An 18,807-nucleotide genomic window follows, 5' to 3' on the forward strand; every position below is an offset into this window, starting at 1 on the left:
GAAGGAAGAAGGAAGAAGGAAGAAGGAAGAAGGAAGAAGGAAGAAGGAAGAAGGAAGAGGGAAGAGGGAAGAAGGAAGAAAGATTTTGTAACTGATTTAACTGATGCCTGTTGAGGGAAGGAAAAAAATAAAATTATCCGCTTTACCTCTTTCTGGTTTTTCCGACAATTATCAATTCCCCATGACTAATGACTAATGACTAATGACTAATAACTAATAACTAATGACTAATGACTACTGACTACTGACTACTGACTAATTTATGATTCATACTTATACAGAAATTGAACAGGGCCAGCGGTGGCTCGATCGCTATCAGGGAAAAAAACCGATATTTGCCTGCGTGTTAGGATTTACCGCAACTGGCTTAATTCCGGGGATTTCGGCAGCAGGAGCAACCCCGCGCGATCGACAATTTACTTGTTTAGCCGATGCAGAATTTTTGTATAACGGCCCCCAACCGTCGCCGCAATATCCCTTGCCGCCCCTAGAAGCCGGGGCATCGCCGGTACTGATATCTCGCGCCGTAATCGAAGCTTTGGAAATTCCCCTTTACCTGTTTAATGCTGGTTTACCCCTGCCGCCTCCCGTACCTGCAATTGATCTGGGCGGTACTGCGGCAAAATGTCTCACTTCTGGGAATGCTTTAGAACTCGAAACAGTCAAACATTTGCTGGAACAAGGATTAATTTGGGGGGCTAAATTGGCCGCTGAAACTAATGGCAATTATTTAATTTTAGGGGAGTGCGTAGTTGGGGGAACGACTACTGCTTTGGGCGTGTTAATGGGTTTGGGAATTGCAGCAGCGGGCAAAGTTAATAGTTCCCATCCTCGCTGCAATCATACTCAAAAATTGGCTGCGGTGACAGCGGGACTAAATAATGCTGGGTGGGAAATCGGCGGAAAAAATAGCACTCCCCTGGATTTGGTAGCGGCAGTGGGCGATCCGATGCAAATAGCGGTGGCGGGAATGGCGATCGCCGCGAGTCGGACTTGCGGGGTACTTCTAGCTGGCGGCACGCAAATGCTGGCAGTGTATGCTTTGATGCAGGCTCTAACCCGCAAATATGCTTTGTTATGGTGTCCCGAACAAGTCGCGGTGGGGACTACGCGCTGGGTAGCCCAAGACCCTACAGGAGACACGGTGGGACTCGCTAAGGATATCGGCGGTGTGCCTTTGTTGGCTGCACAGTTAAGCTTTGCGGGTTCTCGGTACGCGCAACTACAAGCTTACGATCGCGGGTATGTGAAAGAAGGTGTCGGTGCGGGTGCGTGTGCGATCGCCAGCGGCTTGACTGCAAATTGGACTCCAACCCAACTCCTGCAAGCTGTTGAGATCCTAGCATCGCGCTGTGAAATTAAACATTAAAACCGGGTTTTTCGTTTTCTGTGCGTCCCGGAATGTGAGGAACTTAAGATTAAAAATTCAGATTTGCGATCGAGCTGCGAAGCTAGTTGTGCTGCTCAATTAGCTTCGTTTGGGCTGAATAATTATATCATTTTCTGTAACATTTTTGCTTTCAGATTTACAGAATATTCTACACAATATCTCGCTTTGATGCAGTATTCCTACTGCTAATTGCGCGAGACTAAAATACTCTATTCAATGACTCTATATAGCCTTTCTCAGAAAGATCAGGTATGCGAACGGCATAGGGCATAGGGCATAGGGCATAGGGCATAGGGCATAGGGCATAGGGCATAGGGCATAGGGCATAGGGCATAGGGCATGAGGCTCTCCTCACTTTTTTGAGAACCGCGATAAGTATACGAGCATAAATCAACGCAACTTGTATTGTTATATCTGGATTAATGCCCAATCGCCAGCAGCAATATCTAATTAGACCCGCCTACCTGTTGCGAGTGAATTCTTTTGGAGAGCAACTGTTCTTCCAAGGCAGCAATTCGATTGTAAGCTGCTGTTAGCTGAGCGGTAAGGCGCTGGATTTGAATCTCTGAACTTAGCTCTTTTTCCAAGCTTTGAGAATTCTTGTCGAAGTAGCTGTCATCTAACAGTATATCTTTGTGTTCGAGGAGCGCGTCGAGACGACTATAGGTTTGATATGACGAGGTTTTGTCATTTCCTAGTGTTCCAGGGCGATCGTTTTTTTGCTGCTGAATCAGCTTCGTCTCCTGGGCTGACTCCAATAACTTTTCATTGAGGTTTTCTATGAGTTTGTACAGAGCATCGACTTGCTGGGTCAATGCTGTAACTTGCTGGCGTAGGGCTTCCATAGAATCATCCTCTGGATAGTAATTTATATCTTTATATATAATATAAATCTTTACATAACTGGGATTTATCACTAAATTATTTAATTTTTGAGGTAATTGTTGTGTTCCCAATCCTGATGGTAGATTTACAGAATCAGCTTGAGAATTTGAGATTTGAGATTTTCTGGGACGCTGAAACGGGGGTTTTTAACCCATACTTCGTTCCAACCTTCAATCAGAGTTAAAAAACTCGGTTTCTGAGAGTTGGAGGGCGGAGTGTCCGGTGAGATTGACTCGCGCCACCAGTGCTTTGGGCAAAACAGACTCCGATCGCATCAGAACCTAGTACAATAGCTTTGTGTTTGAGGAATAAATAAAACCAATCGGCGCTAAATACCGGACTCGACAAAGAATTATTTACCGGGCCGCAGAACACAAAACATCGGTCAATATTTAGAAAAGCGGATTCACAGGTGAAACGAAGGTCTTTGCTATTGGGCGCAGCCACCCTAACTTTAAGTCAATTGGCCGCAGGGTGCGAGTCGAAGCCCACTCTCAAAATTCGATCGCTCAAAAACGGTATTCCAGCCCAACTCGCAAGCAAATTTAGCCGCGACTTACAACCGTCTCCGGTTTTGCAGGTAACGCAGGAAGCACAATTAAAAGAATTATTCGCTTTGTTGCAAAAGTGGAAACGGACACCCGCAGCCAAAAATCAAGCTGACTTGGTGATGTTGGGAGATTATTGGCTGACTGTGGCAATTCGGCAAAAATTGATTCAGCCGATCGATCCTGCTACAATTAATAATTGGTCAAAATTGCCCGAAAGATGGCAAAAACTCGTCAGACGCAACGATGACGGTCAATTAGACGCTAAAGGTAAAATTTGGGCTGCACCTTACCGCTGGGGAAGTACGGTAATAGCCTATCGTACCGACAAATTTAAGGCTTTGGGGTGGACTCCGACAGATTGGAGTGACTTGTGGCGAGTCGAATTGCGCGATCGAATTTCGCTACCGGATAGTGCAAGAGAAGTTATCGGTTTAACCTTAAAAAAACTCGGCAAATCTTACAATACGCAGCAATTAGATCAAGTTCCAAACCTCAAAAAAGAACTGGCAAACCTGCACCAACAAGCTAAACTTTATAGTTCCGATTCTTACTTGCAACCCTTGATTTTAGGCGATACTTGGTTAGCCGTCGGTTCCTCTGGCGATGTGCTGCCACTGTTGCAAACTCAAAGCGATATTGCTGTAGTAATTCCTGCTTCTGGAACTGCGCTTTGGACTGATTTGTGGGTACAACCCGCATCAGGAAAGCCAGTTTCTTTAGCAGAAAAATGGATTAATTTTTGCTTGCAGCCTCAAATTGCTCCTCAATTGTCTTTGCTGGCTAAGGCTAGTTCGCCGATAATTGTCGGCATGAAACCGGAGGATTTGCCGACAGATGTTCGCAATAATTCTGTGTTGTTACCGGAGGCTAAGATTCTTGCTGCTAGCGACTTTCTGCTGCCTTTCGGGGATGCGGGGATTGCACAATATCGATCGCTTTGGCAAGAAATTCGACAAGTAGTTAAAACCAAAGAAACTGGGTTTTTTAGCTGATCTGCGGACTACAGCGAAGAATTTTTGTCAAAAAAACCGGTTTCTGCCCCCACGGTATTACTTTAAAAGCCTTTGATTTTGCCTCGAAGACCCGGATTTGAGAGAGATTCTAAGTCTATTTTACAGGTTAGCCGATCGCCCTTGCACGAATAAATCGCCAAAGCCGTCCCTTGACGGTTGCAAACTCGCAGATTGTAGCCGTATTCGCTCGACACAGTGCCGAAGCGGTTGACAAACTGATAGCGTTCGATATAGTCTAGCAAACTCCACAGTTGGCGGTTGACGATGATGATTACCAAAGCGTTATCGCGATCGACAAACCAGCGATCGAGCAATTTACCACCAAACTGTTTTTCTGCTAACCACAGACTCGGCACGCTTGGTTCGGTTTGCGACAGTGGTGGCGACGGGAAATTAGCAGCATCTCCAGTCGGGCAGACTGGCTGCTGGGAGAATGCCGCAGATTGTCCCCACAGCAAGGCTGTGATGCAGGTAGAACTGGCAATTAGGAACAAAAATAAACTTTTTGTCAAAATGCTATCTCTGCGGCGGGAAACTTGATTTTTGGGGCGAAATTTGCGGTTATTCATCATATTTTATTGCTACAAAATCATTAAAATTCCGATCGCCTAAACAACGAAGCAGGCAGAAAAGCCGTAAAAGTAGAACCACAATCTAACTCGCTGCTAACTTCAATATCACCGCCCATCATCTGACAAAAACGCTGGCTGATAGTCAATCCCAAACCAGTACCGCCGTACTTGCGAGTAGTTGAATTGTCCGCTTGAGTGAAAGGTTGAAACAGTCGCTCTTGCTGTTCTTTTGTCATGCCGATGCCCGTGTCAGTCACTCGAAAAATTAAATATTCCGAATCCAAAATTAACATTTGAACAACTCGCGGTTGATATTTGTTTTTTAACTCTTCGCTGGTAATTCTTTCGACAGTAAGTACGATCGCCCCATTAGTAGAAAATTTAGCAGCATTGCTCAGCAAATTTAGCATTACCTGCCGCACTTTCATCAAATCGCCGTGCATAGCGCCGATATTGTCAGCAATCAATACTTCCAAAGTATTAGCCTTTTTATCCATTAACGGTTTGATAGTTGTTTCCACCTCCTCGATTAAGCCGCCAACATCGAAGCTTTCGAGATAAATCTCCATCTTGTCAGCTTCAATTTTGGAAATGTCCAGAATGTCGTCAATCAGTCGCAGCAAGTGTTTCCCAGCAGTGCGAATTTTGTCTAAATCCGAGACTACCTCTAAGTTACCTAACTCTTCGGCATCTTCCACCAGCATATCGCTGTAGCCGATAATCGCATTCAGGGGAGTCCGCAACTCGTGGCTCATGTTTGCTAGAAAAGCACTCTTGGCGCGGTTGGCGACTTCTGCCGCTTCTTTGGCCAACTGCCACGCTTCCTCAGCGTCTTTGCGATCGGTGATATCCCGCAACGTTGCCACCACGGCTTCCACGCTGCCGTCTGTGGCACACAACGGGCTGAGAATGTACTCGTAGTCCCGAATTCCCCAGGCTGCGGTGGGGACTATTACTTCGCCTTTCACAGGCTCGGATGTGGCAAATATGCGATCGCACTCTTCATGAACCCGCTGCATAATTTTTGGTGGCCAACCTAATTCCTGCCAGGTTTTGCTAATCATTTCTCTGGGGTTCATGCCGGCAGCTTGGGCGGCGGTGCGGCTGACATAGGTGTATTTTCCCGATCGATCTACTAGAAAAATTAGATCAAGGGAAGCGCTGAGAATGCCGTCAACTGTTCTGGCGTGTCGCGCTACTTGAGCCGTCATTTGTCTGACTGTGATCGCGCCGCGGGCTCTAGCCGCCAGTTCAAACTGCAAGAGTTCATTGGCTTGTTTGAGGAATAGCGTGCGCTGTTCGACTTCTACTTCTAGTTCTGCTTTAGCTTTTTCTAGGGTGAGTTCGGCTTTTTTGCGATCGCTCACATCTGTAGAAATTGTACCGACTGCATAAGCTTTGCCTTTGGAGTTGCAGAGGGGAAATTTCAGAGAAATATAAGTGTGCGGGCCGTCGTCTTGAGGGATGATTTCTTCGAGGGTTAGAGGCGATGAGGATTCGAGAACTTTCAGGTCATTTTCTCGCAATGCTGCTGAAGAGTCTTCGGGAAAAATATCGCCGTCGGTTTTCCCTGTTATTTGCTCTTTTGCGATGTCGAACAAATTGTCAAAATGGCGGTTGGTGAGTAGGTATTTTCCCTCAACATCTTTGATGTAAATTACTGCTGTTGAGTTGTCTAAAATCGCTTGCAGCAGTGCTTCGCTCTTGCGCAGGGCTTTTTGAGTGTTTTGGCGATCGAGCATTTCTGGCTGCAATTCCCAGTTGAGGCGATTTAAGTCTTGCCAAGCTTCCTGGACTTGGTTTAAGGCGATCACGCTTTTTTCTACTTCTGTATTTGCCGGCCGCGAATGGTTTGAGACGGAGTTGGCGGGCAATTCTAGGGGTTGGAAAACGAGCGGGATCTGGGGATTTGCGATCGGGCGAGCGGCCGCCAATTTTTTATTATATCGAAAATCTACGGCTAATTGACCATCTAAACTCGATTTTTTAGGGAATAAATCGGGGAATTCGTCGAAATTTAAATTTTCATAAATTAGACCAAACTTCCGGGTTCGCTGCGGCGGTTCCGCGCTGGAATTAGAGGGCCAATTCCCGTCTGCTGTTGATAAATTTGAGTTAGCTGGTTTGGCAATCCGGCGGGTGACTGCAACTGCCAAGGCGAGGGGGGCGGCGGCAGACAGTGCCAACAGCAGCCAATTGTTGCCCCACCAAGTTGCGATCGCAGTTTGTGGCATTCCCCGAACTAAAATTGCTCCAGGTTTTCCGGCTAAATTGTCCAGGGATTGAGCAGCCACTGTATAAGTTTGACTGCCTATTTGTATTTGCTGGGCGACTGGTTTTCCTGCGGCGGCGAGTGCAGATTTCAGGAGAGATTGGTCGGCTAGGAAGTCTGGCAACTCTTGATTTTTTGTAAATGCTTGCGAACTTGCCAATACAAATTTGCCGTCAGTTGGCACGGAGTAGATAGCGCGATATCCGCCTTGTAAATTGACGATTTCGCTGCTAGCAACTGCCGCCGTTTGGCTGAGAACTTTTCCTAACACTAAGGCAGCAATCACTGTCTGAGTTTTTGGATCTTTTACGGGAATTGCTGTGTAGCGGACGAGGACGCTACCGTCTCCCGCAGCGCGCGGCAAAGATCCCAATTGTTTCTGAACTTCAGATTTAGCAATTATTTCGCTGGCGGTTATTGGCTTTTTGGCAGCAAATACTCGATTGACTATTTTTTGCAGGTTAAAACTTTTTTCCTTCTGCTTGGGGTTGACGCTAACAACAATCTGCCCGTTTTTTCTAACTAAGGCAGCACTATCTATTTCCCCTGTTTTGACTTGATTTTCCAAAATTTGCTTGACAGATTTTTGCAAATATGATATTTCATTGCCGCTGTTGTAAGCTGAGGCTATTTGGGCGATAGTTTGGCTGTCAGAGGATTTTTGCAAACTGAATGCAGCGCGATCGAGTTGAAGATTGTAGTTACTTTCACTCAGGCTCAGTTCAGATTTAGCTTGATTTTGCAGTTGATTGTTGCCAACAGTCGATGTTAGCCAAAGTATTCCTCCCGTTAATCCGACTGGCAAGATTGTTTGTAAAGCCAGGAATCCAATTAGCTGGTTTTTAGTGACAGATAAGTTGTAGATGCACGGCCTGAAAGCTGGTTTCAATCTTTCGGAAGTCGCAACTTGAGTGGGTTGCAGACAATTTGGCTGGTTATCGTTTAACTGAGTTTGAGCCATAGTAGTAGATGCTGAATCGGTTTTAGATGACAGGCGACAAATTAATCTGGAACCATCAATTTTAGATTTTACATTTTAGATTAAATTCAGTTAATCACTCATCAGAAAATTGTTTGCTCTCGCCTGGCCAAACAAAGCAATAAATGACTGGGTATTTTCCAAGGAATCGAGTTTCTGGCTGTGCAAGCAATTTTTTTTATTTAGTTGTTTTCACATATGCTATCGGCAGCTATTTAAAGTTTGTTGGGCTCATCCCCATGAGAGCTTTTACAGGAGTGCGAGCATCTTGCTCGTTAGAGATATATAGGCAAGCGAGAATTTTGCTAGCACTCCTCAAAAACGCTGTTCACAAAATCGGGATGCTGCCGCAGACAGTCGGAAAGCTAGGTAGTTTGGCGATCGACTAGATCGTAAATCCACTTAGAAAAAGTCTAACTTAATTGTTGTAACACTTAGATCAGCTCGATCGCCCTTTTCCCTGCTTCAGCTTTTTTTCAATCCCATAACCGCCTGCCCGCTTTGCCGCCCAGTCGCTGATGAGTATCTTTGAGCAAAGTTGGGATGTCCAACTCTTCGGGACACCTGGGCAAACATTCGCCACAATCGTTGCAGCGGTTGCCTTTGCTGCCAGGAAACCAGTGTCCGGCATTTTCAAACATAGCATAGCGGTATTTGCCAAAGTCAGTCATGTCGCACCCAACGGCGAGATTGCGGAGTCGCAATACTTCGGGAATGTTGATGTTTTCCGGGCAAGGTAAACAGGCATAGCATTGGCTACATTTGTCGGTTTTCAAACGATCGGCAATAACTGATTCTAGCCTCACAAACTGAGCGATTTCGGCATTGGTGAGGGGAAAGTCGCGATCGCAATATTTCAGAGGTTCGTCTAATTCTGTCGGATTTGCAGCCCCCACACTGAGAGTTCCAATTCTAGTATCGCTCAGTAAAAACCGATAGTTCAACTCTAAAGGCGAAAAAGGCGAACACAATTGTGCGAGAGTTTCCGGGGGCGTGTAGAGTTGCCCTCCTTTATCTGCCGGGGAAATGATGAAAACGCCCATATCTTTGTGCTTGGCGAGTTCAATTGCCGGGGCGTTGCGCTGAAAAAAATAGTAATAATGCAGATTGACAAATTCAAACAAATCTGTATTGATTGCAGCCAAAATCAGATCCAGAGGCCCGTGAGTCGAGAAACCGACGTGCCGAATTCTGCCATCAGCGAGGGCTTTTTGTACAGCTTTTATGCAGCCTGTGGGCGATCGCACGATCGCCAAATGTTCCCAAGTATTCAAACCGTGAATTGCCAGACAGTCGATATAGTCTAGATTCAGACGTTTGAGGGACTCATCAATGCAGCGTTCAGTTGCAGCAGCATCGTCCGTTGGGGGGATTTTCGTAGTGACGTGGAAGCGCGATCGATCGACAGACAACCCAGCTTTGAACGCCGCGCCGAGATATTCCTCGCTGCAACCGTAACCCGCCGCCGTTTCCAGGTGATTGATTCCCAGAGACAGGGCCTGCCGTACAGTCTGGCAGGCAATTTCCTCAGAAGCCAAATAGCGCATGGTTCCCAAGGAAAATACAGACAGGTGCAAGTTAGTTTTGCCAAACCGTCGATAGCGCATAAATGTTACGAGGAAGTTTCGCCCTGACTGAAACCGCTTCTCTTGATCAAATCCTCTGGGCGGAGGTTTGAGATAAATTCGCGAAAGGCCCGGCGTTCGGCCTCATCAGCATCTCGATCGACCGGTATGGAAGCATCGGCGACGACTTCTTCCATCACCCAGATGGGGCTATTCGTGCGTATGGCCAGGGCGATCGCGTCGCTGGGCCGGGCATCGATTTCTTTTTTTACTTCACCCTGACGGACGATTAGGACGGCATAGAACGTGTTATCTTGCAGCGAGTGAATCACTATTCGCTCCAAGGTCAGGCTCCAGGCCTCTAGGAAATTGACCATCAAATCGTGAGTTAAAGGTCGAGGAGGCTTGTGGCCTTCTAGCGCACTAATAATAGCCTTTGCCTGCTCCTGACCGATATAAATAGGCAAAGCGCGTCGCTCGGTAGAGTCTCTCAATAGGACAATAGGGCTGCGCGTGGCTGCATCTAAGGCAATTCCAGCGACTTTCATTTCAATCATTCGATCGGCCTCATAGAATTAAGACACTGCAAGGCGGTAGAGAACTTGGACATAATAGATGACCTAAATCCAGTATGACTCGATCTTCCCCTGAATCTACAACCGATCGGCATCAGTCGATTTTAGATTTGAGATTTTAGATTTGAGATTGACTCTACACAAATACAGGGACAGCGGGACGGTAAAAGCTCCTGCGTCTGCTTTGTGTCTGTGGTTTGATGTAAATAAGCGATCGACTACAAAAAAATAACTATGTTTACAGGACTAATTCAATCTCTCGGAAAGCTGAAGTCGCTAGGCAACGACTACTTCCAAATTTCCTGCACCTCAAGTAACTCCTACCAGATTTTACAAGATTTAGCCATTGGCGATAGCGTAGCCGTCGATGGAATCTGTTTGACGGTAGTAGAAGTTCTGCCCGCGAAGGGTTTTGTCGCCGTCGCTTCCCCAGAAACCCTGCGCCGCAGCACTCTGGGTTCATTCCCCGATGCTTGGGTGAACCTAGAAACCTCCCTGCGCGCCGGTAGCAAATTGGGCGGACATTTTGTAACTGGACACGTAGATGCGATCGGCACTTTAGCAACATCAACCCAAACCGCCAACGCTTGGGAGATGCGGTTTACAGCCCCACCAACAGCCAATGCAGCATGGCAACGTCAAATCTCGCCCTACATTGTGTCCAAAGGCAGCATCGCCGTCAACGGCATCAGCTTAACCGTAGCAGATTGCGATGATGACGGAAATTGGTTTGAAATTGCCGTAATTCCGCACAGTTTTTCCGAGACAAACCTCAGCTATTTGCAACCAGGAAGTTTAGTCAACTTAGAAGCAGATATTCTCGGTAAATACGTAGCCAAATTTCTCCGCAGTGGCTCAAAATCCCATCCCGAACCCTGGGAAGAAAACCCTGCAATCAACAGTTTGGGAACAATTACCCCTGAATTTTTAGCTGAACACGGATTTATGTAATTTTTCAGGTACGTGCGAAATTGTAATGTGCGTCAGCCACGAATTATTTTATCAATGATTAACGGCTCAAAGCTGACGCAACCTACCAACTACTAACTCGGCTTTTCTCTCTGCGTTCTCTGCGCTCTCTGCGGTTCATTAATAAAAATCTATTCCTCAACAAAAACATTTTTCTCCCAAAACAATCCCGCAGCAATTCCCGCTTGAGAAACTAAAAACAAAGCTGCAATTAATAGCCTTTGAATACCCGAACCGTGAAACAATGGATAAGTTAGCAAATTTAGATAAAATGACGGATGTTGCCCTTTCCCCTTCGCCCCGTGTTTCGAGACAATTTCCCCAAACAAAAAAGCACCTCTACCGTAATTGAATTGTTGCCGCCAAAATTTGCCCAGAGTTAGTGCGTGGGAGTGATAGACTATAACTTCGGGAGCGTAGACCGCGCGGCCTCCCAAATTGAGCCAGCGAAAGCAAAATTCCCGGTCTTCTCCAGCCGCTAGCGAAAAAGTCGTGTCAAACCCGCCGATTTGTTGGAAAGCCTCAGCAGAAAGGGCAAAATTGTTAGAAGTGAAAAATTGCGCGCGATCGCCTATAGCATTATAATAACTGTAAAGGTAATCGATCAGTTGCTGGCTGGCAGTAGAATAGATGTTATCCGGCAGTGCGTTAACAGTTCGACCTCCGATTAAGCAATCTGGTGTTTCCCCAAATCGCTTTTCCAGATTTTGCAGCCAATCTGCCGCCACAGTACAGTCATCATCTGTAAACACTACAAATTTGCCCTCTGCTGCAAAAGCCCCAGTATTTCGCGCCGTTGCGGGGCCGGAGTTTGGTTGTGTCAGAAGTATGAGATTTAGTTGACTTTGAAAAGGGTAAATTGTAGTTTCTACAGATATTTCGGTGCTATCATTGACGACAATCACTTGAAACCGATCGCGCGGATATTCTAGTTCCACAAAAGACTGAAGACACTGCGCTAATTTGTCCGGGCGATTGTAAGTCGGAACTATAATTGAAAATAGAGTTTTAGCTTGGTTCATTATAGAAGAAGGAAGAAGGAAGAAGGAAGAAGGAAGAAGCAAGAAGGAAGAAGCAAGAAGGAAGAAGGAAGAAGCAAGAAGGAAGAAGCAAGAAGGAAGAAGGAAGAAGGAAGAAGGAAGAAGGAAGAAGCAAGAAGGAAGAAGGAAGGCTTGAGTTTGTAGGGTGCGATCGAGGGGGGAAATTATTGAGTAGGCGATCGCCAAATTCAGCCCTGACACACCCTACAATAACTTAGTTCACTGGTGATCTTCGGTGGGATACAAATTCAACCGCTGCGCAGTGCACACCCTACGAAGGGAGAAATGCTATTTTATTTTTTTAAGCGATATAATACCGACTCAGTATTAAAATCTTTGCCGAAAACTGGTTCCAGCGGGCCTTCGGGACTTGTCAGCCAAGATAAAGCTAGTTTGGTGTATTCGTCCATCTCAGTCAGGGGGCCGAATGCCACCATCGTAATTTTATTTTTGTGTAGGTTGTCAATCCATGCCGGAAGTCGATCGGCTCTAAACGGCACATATAAAACTTTTCTGTCCAAATTTCTCCCGTAAAACAGGTAACTGCGGGAACTCAAAAAGAAGCCGATTTTTTCATTTGGTACTGTATTTTTATCAATATACTCGTAAATGCCACGATACAATTCGGCGCGAGCAACATCTCGCTTTTCCCTCGCTACCCAACCAGCACTTACCATTAATGCTATACAGGCGCAAAATATTATTATGTAACTCGACTTTTTCAGGCTGGCGAGTAGATTTTTTAACCAGATTAAACTGGGATTCTGCTTAAATATAATCCAACCCAGCAGCAGGAATCCAAGATAAATTAATGGGTATATTCCTAAAGATAGCAAACTGGGAGCTAATATTTTTATTATATTATTGATGGCTTCCCCGATATTAGATTTAAACTGATCGATCAATCCGCTTCCCCAAACAATACTGTTTCCTGTAAAAGAAGCATTTTTAATCAGGTCAAAAATTGTGTTACTAACAATGCCGGAAATACTGCTAATTAAAACAATTGCTACAATTACTTGCTTGCGAGTTTTCAAGAGAGTTGCGGTTGCTGCTGCTGCGATTCCTAGTAAGCTTAAAAAGGGAAAGCCGTATCTGAGATTAAAACCTAGTATAGGGCTGAGTTGACCGATCGACTCTCCGGCCGTCCCGGAGGTGTAAGGTGTAATAAGATACAGAATTCCGGTGCTGGCGAGAACTACGGTTAAGATGACATTATTTTGATTAATTATTCTAGTTTTATGTTTGATCAAGGCTAGAGGTGCTGCTAATACCTGAAGTGCGATCGCCAGAAATGGCAGTTGCAATCTAATGAGGATTTGCAAGCCGAGTGTTTGCCAGTGGGAAATATTGCTGGGATTAAATTGAGCTGCTAAGGTGCTTTGCCAAATCTTCAAAAGTGGCGAAGCTGGGGGCGCAGGTATGGTAGGTATTGGCTGCTGTACGGGAGGTTTTGGAGACGGCGTTATGGTCGGTTTTGGGGATGCTACGGGAGGTTTTGGAGGCGGTACGGGAGACGGTAAGGGAACAGAGGGAACAGGCTGTAAGGGAATGTTAATCTCGCGGGAATCACTAACAGGATAATTGATATGCAGCAAGTTTCTTGCATACCAAAAACCTCCTAAAAACAAGCAGCAAAGTATGCCGCACAGCAAGACTGGTTTGATGTGGCGAATTCTAAAATTAGTTAGTGTATAATTTTTATTAACGGCCAATCTTTTAATTTCTAATATTCCTAATCCTCCTAAAAGGCAGAATGTATAAACTAATCCGGTGATTTTAATTCCGGCTAGCATTCCTACGGTTGCCAAAAATAGGGATAACTCGGATTGCGATCGGCTGCTATGATAGGATAAACCTAGATACAAACCTACTGTAAAGATTGCAGCTAGCGGTAAGTCTGGGTGAATGGTATTAACTTGGTTGAGCACCATCGGTACTGTCAATACTAAAGATGCTGCTGCCATGCCGTTAATGCGGCTTGATCCAAACTTTATGCTCAATAGATAGACAGAAATTCCTTCAAGTACCCAGGCAATTAGGCTGGGAAAAGCTGTGAGAAAGTCTTCCCTGAATGGGAGTACACACAAAGCAGATAAAATGTGCCAATTGTACGGATATATTCGTGCTTGTTCGTGATCGAAAATCCAATTTCCAGCGGGATCTAATAATGTAAGTGAATGGGTTTGATACCATCGGGCGATCGCAGGTAGATGAAACCACAATGAGTCATAATTGGTTGTGGGCTTGGTGGCGAGAGTTTCCCACAGCACAAATCCTGCAAAAGCGGCGGCACTGATAATCAGGAGTTCGGATTTGCCGAGAGGTTGCTTGAGTTGGAGAATCTGCCAACGCGAGGAGCCGAAATCTAGGCTTTTTTTGGCGGAAATCAGGATTGAGCCGATCGCACAAATCAACATTTCTGCTATAATGACTTGAGCGAGACTTAGGCGATCGACACTCCCTAAAATTAAACCGATACAAACTTGTGCAATACTCCATCCCGTCAGGAGTACGAGGAGAAAATGGGGAAATGAATAGTTATTGTTTTCCTTCTGATTCTCGAAGGCCAGAGATAAGCTTAGGGGAATCGGGCCGACTACAATAATCAGAAATAAAATTAATTCCCACAAATACTGCGCTATTAGCATACGCTGCAAATTACCAATTTTTGTCGGCTCGCGAGTCCGTTCCAAAAAACATAAATTTTCTTGCGGGGTGGGCGAATAACCCGCCCCCTAAAAAAAATTCATCTAGCCAATCCCCAATTTTTACCTGCTAGCTTGCTTCTGAATTTTGGGTTTGGAGGCTTCCTTATCCTTCGGCGCAGAAGTTTCAGCTATTAAGAGTTCCGGGAATGGCGGCTGGAGGTTGTGAACTTCGATGTCCATTCCCAGGGGCAGAGGTGGAAGCTGGGGCATATCGTTTTCCAAATCCTTGAGTCCCTTAGCGCTTTGTGTTTCCACGAATTTCGGCATTTGGGGTATTTTGGCGGTTTCCAATGTGCCGATCATTCTTGCCACAGCGAATTCTAGCTGAGCACCGGGGTCGATCGCCACCCAACCCTGATCGGTCATTTGCCGAATCTCGAAGTGGAGGTGAGGCCCTGTAGACATTCCTGTGCTACCGACGCGGCCGATAGTTTCTCCCTGTTTCACAAACTCTCCGGGCTTGACAAACAGTTCCGAAAGGTGTCCGTAGAGCGTTTCCTGAGACTCTTTTTTGTGGTTGAGAACCACTGTTAAACCGTAGCCACCTAACCAATCGGCGATCGCCACTTGACCGGCATAAGCTGCGAGTACGGGCGTTCCCATCTCGGCACCCAAGTCTGTGCCGGTGTGAAACCTACCGTAGCCACTAACTGGATGAGTCCGCCACCCAAAGGGCGAAGTAATTTCCGCAGCAATCGATAGGGGAAACATCAGGCTAGTGTTGCCATTTCCGGGTTTACCTAAAGGACGCGGGGTGAGATTGTAGTAAGCAAAACCTGTATTGCTGCTGCTGCTGACACTAATCGCACCGACTTGCACCGGGCCGAGTCCCATGCTGGGTTCGGGGGGGGCAGCGGCGTAGGCTGCCGTGTTAACGGAGTATCCGGGGTTGGCGGGGTATCCGTTGTCTGCCGAGTAGCGCGGAGGTGTGTAAGCAGATTCCGACTGGTTTTCCTGCCCCCAAAGCTTGTTGCCTATGTATTCAACGGCTTGACCTACTTTACCGACAGGATTTCCGCTATTGTTTCCGGCGACAGTTCCCCGAATATTGCCCGGAAGGTTCGGAACAGTTCCGGGAAGGCTTTGTGGCAGATTTCGAGGAGGTGGGGTTGCAATATAAGCGCCACCTGCGCGGGGAGTTTGCGGGCTGTAGCTGGGTTCTCCAGCGATCGGAGTTTCTGGGCTGTAGCTGGGAGGGGCTGCTTCTGCTGTCACGGGTTCGGAAACAGCAGCAGGCCCGCACCCACCGCCAACTTCTTGGCAGCCGGTCGATCGTGATCGTTCTGCAAACTCGATGGTTGTCGGCGCTTCGTAGCCACTTTCAGCGCCAACGCTGTAGTCGGTTTGGTCGGCAGCGCGTGCTTCTGGGTTAACTGGCGCTTCAAAAGGAGGTTCTTGGGCCGTCGCTTCTGGTAGGGGAATCAGCGCGGGCTCCGGTAGGTAAAATTGGGCCGGAGGTTGTTCGGTGACGTAATCTGGCGATCGGGCTGGAACTTCTGCCTGGGGTTCAGGATCTGGTTCTCGCTGTTCTTGGGCTGAGGGTTCCGGGGGCGCCAGAGGTGCTTCAAATAGTGGCTGAAGTTCTGCTGCGCCGGGGAGGGCTTGTTCTGCTGGTGGAGTTTCGCTTTGGGCCCAAACTATGCCTTTGCTGAGCAGTCCCAGACTGGCAAGGCAACCTAGTCCCACCAGCAGTGAGCGTTCGGACAAAAGGCGCGATCGAGTCCGGGCGCTTGTAGGGTTCTTTTTTTGCTGTTTGGTGTTCAAATTGGCTGTTATTTGCTTGTCTGGAACTGGTTTCACGATTTTTTTTTCCCAACTCTACAGGGGGGCGCAAGGAGATCAAGGTCAGGATCGAATCTATTGCAATCCTTTTATTTAATACAGACCTAATTGATTTTACCGGGCTTGAGGCAATTTTTTTTTCGCGAGTAGAACAAGTACAGAATGCCACTGTGTCGATTCGCGATCGATGCCCTGGTTTTTTTGATCCCGATTTTACTGCCAACTCGTCTGTGACGGCCACAATGATAATAACGCTTTGGCGTTCGCGTGTGTGCATTAGTTGCCTATATTTCTCGGTTATCCAAAATTTCGGCGCAGTTAGCCGCCGATCATCATTAGTGTCAACTTAAGCCTGAAACCATTGAAAAATCTCGTTTACCGTCTCTTGCCAGATCTCGGTTTTTTGGTAAAAGTCTGATCCCATAAAAGTTTGAAATTTTCAGGGCTAAAAGTCTAAAATCTTTGTACTGTCTAGGTTTGCTCGGTTTTGCAAGGACAAAATCTACACCTGTCAGGCAGATCTGGCAAGAGACGGTAAACAGTATTCTCTGAGTACATTTGACCTTAAATTGACATGAATGGCCGCCGAGTCATCCCGATTTTTTGATTTAAGCCGATCGCCCATTTAAACATTAGTCGCCAAAATTGTTGATTGTTTAGAATACAAGCTAATTGATGTGCTTGGGGAAGGATAAGTTTCATGAGTGTAGCTGGCGATCGCTTGACAAATTTTTCTGACTCTGAATGTACCGGACAACCTGACGGTATCAGTTGGCAGTGGCAGCAGAGTGCCGAAGGCTTGCCCTATCTGACTTGCAGCTTGCTCGATCGGTGGTCTCACGGCTTTTTTACTCGTGATTTCTCGCCGCGCGGCCCGATCGATCTCACGGAAGTTCTCGCACCAGGCTCTCCGGTTTACCGTCTCCAACAGGTACATGGCAATGTGGTACTCCAAACAGATCAATTACCCCCGGTTGTGGCTCTAGACGCAGAAAATGCTACCCCAACCTATGCTGAGGCTGATGGTTTGGTAGCTTCGCGAGATTTTGAGGCGGTGTGGGTTTGCTCGGCTGACTGCGTACCGGTGCTGATTGCTGACAGCGGCACGGGACTCGCTGCCGCCGTTCACGCTGGTTGGCGCGGCACTGCTGCTAAGATATTACCAGAGGCGATCGCTCAACTTTTGGCCGTCGGCAGTCAACTAGAAAATCTGAAGATTGCTCTGGGGCCGGCGATCGCTGGAGAGGTTTACCAGGTATCTGTGGAAGTGGCAGCCCAATTGGGAGCCACGATTGCTCCTAAGAGTGCTGTTAGTGCAACAGCCGACGGCATTCTGGATTTTTTACACCAACTACCCGAATCGCCTGTGTTGACCGATCCAGAACCGGGAAAAGTACGGTTGGATGTTCGTCTCTGCAATGCTCTGCAATTGCAGCAGTTGGGAATTAATTCTTCTCAAGTGGCGATCGCTCCTTTCTGTACTTATTCTGACTCGGCTCGCTTTTTTTCCTACCGCCGCGATCGACTAAAAAAAATCCAGTGGTCGGGAATTGTCAGCGACTCTAACACAAGTTCCCGCTAAAGGCATTCGGCACAAGGTAAAATTTTAGATAGCCTGTTCTAAAAATAACAATCTAAATAAAAATCTTTGGATTGACAAATTTTTATTTCGGAATGCCGAATGCCTTCTACCTTCTAGCCTCGTTTCGTTGCAGCCCTCTCAGGTCTAAAGACGCTGAGTTTTCCGCATACCCAAAAGTTTTATGAGTGAGCAAACTCCCTATCAACTGCTTGAAGTCGATGAAGATGCTTCCTTTGATGAAGTGCAAGAGGCCCGCACCCGTCTAGCCGAGCAGCACAGCGGCGACAAGAAACGTTTGGAATCGATCGAAATTGCTTACGACGCGATTCTCATGGATCGCCTCCGTCAGCGACAAGAAGGGAAAATTAAAGTGCCCGAACGCATCCGCTTTCCTGAGCGTTTGACTCCCCCACCCGCCAGCTTTACTCCGTCTGCTCCGTCGGGCAGCCCAGCTTGGTTGCAGCGGCTAATCGATACTCCTAGTCGATCGGATATTTTGTGGCCGGCTGGAGTTTATGCGGGGTTGGGCGGACTAAGTATTTATCCGGCGGCTAATGATTCTTTACTACAGTTGACTCTGGCTCTTGGGGTCGGCTCTTGTCTTTATTTTGTTAATCGCAAGGAACAAAAATTTGGTCGGGCTGTGCTACTAACTGTGGCTGGCTTGGTTATAGGCTTGGTGCTGGGAGGCCTTTTGGGCCCTTTGCTCAGTACGGCATTTATCTCAACAGAGAAACTTATTGCTTTGTTTACGTTTTTAATTCTGTGGCTGGTCAGCGGTTTTCTGCGATAGTCAGTTGTCAGTTGACAGTTGACAGTTGACAGTTGGCAGTGGTTAATTATTGTTATTGATTAATTGTTATTGGTTGGTTCGTAGTTTTCAGGTGTTAGTAGTTAGTTGATTGTTACCAATTACCAATT

At 46.7% G+C, this 18,807-nt stretch carries 16 protein-coding genes; 7 read left to right on the forward strand and 9 right to left on the reverse strand.

The features are described from left to right. Positions 1-262 precede the first annotated feature (262 nt). Positions 263-1,369, forward strand: a complete 1,107-nt coding sequence (gene cobT, locus QUB52_RS21945; RefSeq protein ID WP_332974793.1) for a nicotinate mononucleotide-dependent phosphoribosyltransferase CobT — start codon at positions 263-265, stop codon at positions 1,367-1,369. 467 nt (positions 1,370-1,836) lie between these two features. Here the strand turns inward: cobT and QUB52_RS21950 are convergent, their stop codons facing one another. Then, positions 1,837-2,235, reverse strand: a complete 399-nt coding sequence (locus QUB52_RS21950; RefSeq protein WP_265235406.1) for a hypothetical protein — start codon at positions 2,233-2,235, stop codon at positions 1,837-1,839. A gap of 220 nt (positions 2,236-2,455) precedes the next feature. Next, entirely contained in the window at positions 2,456-2,623 is a 168-nt protein-coding gene (locus QUB52_RS21955) for a hypothetical protein (RefSeq protein ID WP_265235405.1), read from the reverse strand. A gap of 64 nt (positions 2,624-2,687) precedes the next feature. On the opposite strand from QUB52_RS21955, the gene QUB52_RS21960 reads away from it, so the two are divergent. After that, a complete protein-coding gene (locus tag QUB52_RS21960) occupies positions 2,688-3,818 on the forward strand; it encodes an extracellular solute-binding protein (RefSeq protein ID WP_332974791.1) in 1,131 nt (376 codons plus the stop codon). Between the two features lie 62 nt (positions 3,819-3,880). Here QUB52_RS21960 and QUB52_RS21965 read toward each other — a convergent pair whose 3' ends face one another. After that, positions 3,881-4,411, reverse strand: coding sequence for a hypothetical protein (locus QUB52_RS21965; protein ID WP_332974789.1), 531 nt, complete (start codon positions 4,409-4,411; stop codon positions 3,881-3,883). A 20-nt stretch (positions 4,412-4,431) separates the two neighbouring features. Then, positions 4,432-7,644 carry a PAS domain-containing protein gene (locus QUB52_RS21970; protein ID WP_332974787.1) on the reverse strand — a complete coding sequence of 1,071 codons (3,213 nt, stop codon included), beginning with the start codon at positions 7,642-7,644 and terminating at the stop codon, positions 4,432-4,434. Between the two features lie 257 nt (positions 7,645-7,901). On the opposite strand from QUB52_RS21970, the gene QUB52_RS21975 reads away from it, so the two are divergent. Then, positions 7,902-8,051, forward strand: a complete 150-nt coding sequence (locus QUB52_RS21975; protein ID WP_265235400.1) for a hypothetical protein — start codon at positions 7,902-7,904, stop codon at positions 8,049-8,051. Positions 8,052-8,138: 87 nt separating this feature from the next. Here QUB52_RS21975 and QUB52_RS21980 read toward each other — a convergent pair whose 3' ends face one another. After that, positions 8,139-9,269, reverse strand: coding sequence for an aldo/keto reductase (locus tag QUB52_RS21980; protein WP_332974786.1), 1,131 nt, complete (start codon positions 9,267-9,269; stop codon positions 8,139-8,141). 5 nt (positions 9,270-9,274) lie between these two features. After that, entirely contained in the window at positions 9,275-9,784 is a 510-nt protein-coding gene (locus tag QUB52_RS21985) for a bifunctional nuclease family protein (protein ID WP_265235398.1), read from the reverse strand. A gap of 252 nt (positions 9,785-10,036) precedes the next feature. On the opposite strand from QUB52_RS21985, the gene ribE reads away from it, so the two are divergent. Continuing rightward, positions 10,037-10,753 carry a riboflavin synthase gene (ribE, locus tag QUB52_RS21990; RefSeq protein ID WP_332974785.1) on the forward strand — a complete coding sequence of 239 codons (717 nt, stop codon included), beginning with the start codon at positions 10,037-10,039 and terminating at the stop codon, positions 10,751-10,753. Positions 10,754-10,902: 149 nt separating this feature from the next. On the opposite strand, the gene QUB52_RS21995 is transcribed toward ribE, so the two are convergent. After that, positions 10,903-11,793 (reverse strand): glycosyltransferase, encoded by an 891-nt coding sequence (locus QUB52_RS21995; protein ID WP_332974784.1) that lies wholly within the window; start codon positions 11,791-11,793, stop codon positions 10,903-10,905. Between QUB52_RS21995 and QUB52_RS22000 the strand changes: the two genes are divergently transcribed. Further along, positions 11,785-11,955, forward strand: coding sequence for a hypothetical protein (locus QUB52_RS22000; RefSeq protein WP_332974783.1), 171 nt, complete (start codon positions 11,785-11,787; stop codon positions 11,953-11,955). The genes QUB52_RS21995 and QUB52_RS22000 overlap by 9 nt on opposite strands. A gap of 149 nt (positions 11,956-12,104) precedes the next feature. On the opposite strand, the gene QUB52_RS22005 is transcribed toward QUB52_RS22000, so the two are convergent. Together QUB52_RS22005 and QUB52_RS22010 are read right to left on the reverse strand one after the other, a co-directional pair. Further along, on the reverse strand, positions 12,105-14,507 hold the full coding sequence (locus QUB52_RS22005; RefSeq protein WP_332974781.1) for a hypothetical protein: 2,403 nt from the start codon (positions 14,505-14,507) through the stop codon (positions 12,105-12,107). A 75-nt stretch (positions 14,508-14,582) separates the two neighbouring features. Beyond that, positions 14,583-16,322, reverse strand: coding sequence for a peptidoglycan DD-metalloendopeptidase family protein (locus QUB52_RS22010; protein WP_321161597.1), 1,740 nt, complete (start codon positions 16,320-16,322; stop codon positions 14,583-14,585). A 682-nt stretch (positions 16,323-17,004) separates the two neighbouring features. Between QUB52_RS22010 and pgeF the strand changes: the two genes are divergently transcribed. Both pgeF and QUB52_RS22020 read left to right on the forward strand, forming a co-directional pair. Further along, positions 17,005-17,886 carry a peptidoglycan editing factor PgeF gene (gene pgeF, locus QUB52_RS22015; protein ID WP_332974780.1) on the forward strand — a complete coding sequence of 294 codons (882 nt, stop codon included), beginning with the start codon at positions 17,005-17,007 and terminating at the stop codon, positions 17,884-17,886. 181 nt (positions 17,887-18,067) lie between these two features. Further along, positions 18,068-18,679, forward strand: a complete 612-nt coding sequence (locus QUB52_RS22020; protein ID WP_265235392.1) for a CPP1-like family protein — start codon at positions 18,068-18,070, stop codon at positions 18,677-18,679. Positions 18,680-18,807 lie beyond the last annotated feature (128 nt).

The sequence above is a fragment of the Microcoleus sp. A6-C6 genome (assembly GCF_036705955.1).
Lineage (GTDB): Bacteria > Cyanobacteriota > Cyanobacteriia > Cyanobacteriales > Microcoleaceae > Microcoleus.